The organism is Mesorhizobium sp. B1-1-5, assembly GCF_006443065.1.
Lineage (GTDB): Bacteria > Pseudomonadota > Alphaproteobacteria > Rhizobiales > Rhizobiaceae > Mesorhizobium.
In genome coordinates, this window is sequence record NZ_VFWS01000214.1 from 1 (window position 1) to 3,250 (window position 3,250).

General features: G+C 65.0%; 2 protein-coding genes and 1 pseudogene. All 3 read right to left on the reverse strand.

Annotation, left to right across the window (positions count from 1 at the left end; all coding sequences use genetic code 11):
- Positions 1-44: 44 nt before the first annotated feature.
- Positions 45-848 carry a DUF1194 domain-containing protein gene (locus FJ980_RS29470; RefSeq protein ID WP_140547148.1) on the reverse strand — a complete coding sequence of 268 codons (804 nt, stop codon included), beginning with the start codon at positions 846-848 and terminating at the stop codon, positions 45-47.
- 105 nt (positions 849-953) lie between these two features.
- On the reverse strand, positions 954-2,777 hold the full coding sequence (locus FJ980_RS29475) for an ABC transporter ATP-binding protein/permease (RefSeq protein WP_140547149.1): 1,824 nt from the start codon (positions 2,775-2,777) through the stop codon (positions 954-956).
- A gap of 139 nt (positions 2,778-2,916) precedes the next feature.
- Positions 2,917-3,250: pseudogene (locus FJ980_RS29480) on the reverse strand (SAM-dependent methyltransferase); the annotation flags it as partial.

The following is a 3,250-nucleotide window of genomic DNA, read 5'->3' on the forward strand; positions in this document are numbered from 1 at the left end:
GCCGAAGGTCAGCAGCAGGTCGGGACGCATAGCCCGGCGAAGGCTCAGCGATCGAGCTCCGGGAAATACGGATCCGACAAGAACCGTCTGTCGCGTTCGCCTTGCAGGCAGTCGATCGGAGCCTCGGCTTCGGCGGGAATGATCCTGGTCTCGTTCTGAACGCCGCTCACTTCGAGGATCAGCTTGCGCCGGATTGCCGTCGAGAATTCGGCGGCTGTATAAATCGGCAGCACGAAGGAGCCCGGCCCGCCGGTGACGCACTGGGCGTAATACCGGTCGAGGTGGCTGAAGGTGGGCGATGGATTGATCAGGATCGGCAGGCCGTTGATGACGATGCCTCTGGCGTTTGCCGCATCCCGCGTGGCGGTGACGGGCGGCCCGATATTGTTCGGTCCGTCACCGGAAATATCGATGACGCTGCGTTCGCTTTCGTAAGCGGTGCGGTCGAAGAGCCCCGCGCCGAAGGCGAGCGCGCCGGAGAGCGACGTGCCGCGGAAGCTGCGGAACGGACGGGCCGATATCTGGTCGGCAAAGGCGTTGGCGCTCTCGGCGCCGTCGATGACCTGCCAGCCGATGAGCGCGTCGTCGCGGACGGTGCCGGCCCATTCGAAATAGGTGAGCGCGATGCGACCGGCGTTCCCCGCGCGGACCGCCTTGACGAAGTCGGGATGACGCAGCGCCTCCACATAGCCGGCGCGCTGCAGGGCGAACTCCTTCTCGTCCATCGACAATGAGATATCGACCGCCAGCACCAATTCGACGTCAACGGCCAGGCTGTCCGGCGCAGGCGCAGTCACGGCGGCCTCGGTGCAGGCCAGGCAGGCAAGCAGGCTGAGAGCATCAAGCATGGCCGGCTCAAGCGATGTTTCCGCCGCAATCTTCCCTCGCGATCACGGCGAAATAAAGCTGCCGCATGGCGTGCCGCGGGCCAGCCCGAACAGATGCCGGAAGTGCTATTTCTTGCGGCGAGGAGCGGCCGGCGGCGGCTCGATCGCGCCTGCCCTTATACGCGCGGGCTTCAGGGCCGGCACGCCGGACGCCTTTACGATGGTCAGCGCGCGCGGGAAGAACTGATTGTTGTGCTGCCCGCGGCCGATATTGAGGATCGTCGCCCCGCCCAGCCGCTTCTCCAGCGTCGACAGGACCCGCCGCAGTGTCGGTCCGTCGAAGGCATCGAGAGCCTCATCGATGATCACCCATTTCGGCTGCCGCAGCACGAGCCGGGCGAAGGCCAGCAGGCGCAGTTCGTCGTCGGCCAGTTCATGCTCCCAACGCGCGCTACGGTCGAGCGACGACGACAGGCGCTCCAGGCCGATCTCGGCCAGCACGGCCGAGATATCGGTATCGCTTGCCGGCGCAACCCCGTCCACGCGGTCGAGCACTTCGCGCAGCGTGGCGGTTGGGAAGTAGGGCGTGCGCGGCACGAAGATAGGCACCTCCCCCGCCGGCATGCCGATGCGCCCGCTCCCCCACGGCCACAGGCCGGCAATGGCGCGAAAGAACAGCGTCTTGCCCGCGCCAGGCTCGCCGGTGAGCATGACGCGTTCGCCGGCGTGGATCTCGACATGCTGGTCGGCGAGCCTCGTGCAGCCCCCCGGCGAGGCCACTTCGAGTTTCTCGAAGGTCAGCTTGCCGTTTGCATTCTCGCCGAATTCGATGCGCCTTTCCTGGTCGTGCAGCACATCGGTCTCATCCAGCGCAATGCGGAAATCGGCGACGCGCATCAGCGTCGCGCGCCAATCGGCGATGCTGCCGATATTGTTGATGAACCAACGCAATGAAGAATGGACCTGATTGAAGGCGCCGACCGCCATCATCCGTCCGCCGAAGCTGATATCGCCCGCGAAATAGACCGGCGAAGCTACCAGGATGGGAGCCACCACGGTGATCCAGCCATAGGTGTCCGTCACCCAGGCGAGATTGATCTGGGCGTTATAGATGCGTCGCATGGCGCCGAGCACGGTGCCCAGGTCGGTTTCCAGCCGCCGCCTGGCATCGGGCTCGCTTCGGGCGAGCGCGATGGCATCGATGTTCTCGTTGACGCGCACCATCGAGGAACGCAGCTCCGCCTCGCGTGTGTAGCGGTCGCTGTTGAGGTGGATCAGTGGCCGTCCGACCAGCCAGCTCAGCCAGGAAGCCGTTCCGGCATAGAGGATGGCCGCCCACACCATGTAGCCTGGTATGGCGAGCGATGTCCCGCCGACATGGAAGACGAAGCCCGAGGACAGCTCCCATAACACGCCGACGAAGGAGGCGAGCAGGATTAGGGATTGCAGCAGGCCAACGCCGAGATCCGTCGACAGGTCGGAAAGATGGCTCGCGTCCTGCTGCATGCGCTGGTCGGGATTGACCCCGATGGCGCCTGCATGCGCCAGGCGAAAAGCGCGCGCCGGCCGCATCCATCCATCGATCAGATCGAGCGTCAGCGCCTCGCGCAGCTTCAGCCGGATCGTCTGATTGAGCCAGGTCTGGCCGACATTGAGCACAAGAAGCCCACCGGCAATCGCGGCAAAAATGGCGAGCTGGTGCAGGAAGGCCTGCATGTCGCGGCGTGCAAGCGCATCGTAGAAAGGCTGGTTCCAGCGGTTGAGCAGAACCTGGCCGATCGAGGTCGCGACAATGACGGCAACCATTCCGATGGAGGCCCAGCGTAGCCCTTTGCGGACCGGCGACCCGGCAAGCGCCAGCTTGATGGTTGCCACCTGATCACGCAGGCTCGAAGCTTCGACCGCAGCGATAGGCCGGGCAGAGGCATCATTGTCCGGATAATCGGCCATGAGCTGAAGTCCTTGCGTTCAAAAGCGGTGCTGAAAACCGGATGAAGTGTAGTGACGCCACTGGTCACTCAGCCAGGCTGCGAGCCCGTCAGCGACAGATAGCTCGCGAAATGCCGTCCGGCGCAAGTTTCTGGCATGATCACGAAGGTGTCATTCGCGGACCCGGCGATGTCGTGGCCCCGGTCTCTATTCGCCGGCCGAGCCGCGTTGCTGCATGCGGCGAAAGCACCGGCACGAAAACCCGTCGGGAAGCGCGCTGGGCGGCCGGCACGCCCTGATAGAGCCGCTTCTGCGCCTCGACCACGATGACGCCGGAAAAGATCGGCCACAGCCGCCGGCCGGCGCGCTCCACCATATTGTGGAAGCGCATCATGAAACGCCGCCGCGATGGCGGAAAGAACAGGGCGTCGGACCAGGCGGCGGGCGTGAAATTCGCCTCGGGCAGCAAGTCGGTGAGCTGACCGCGCGAGAAC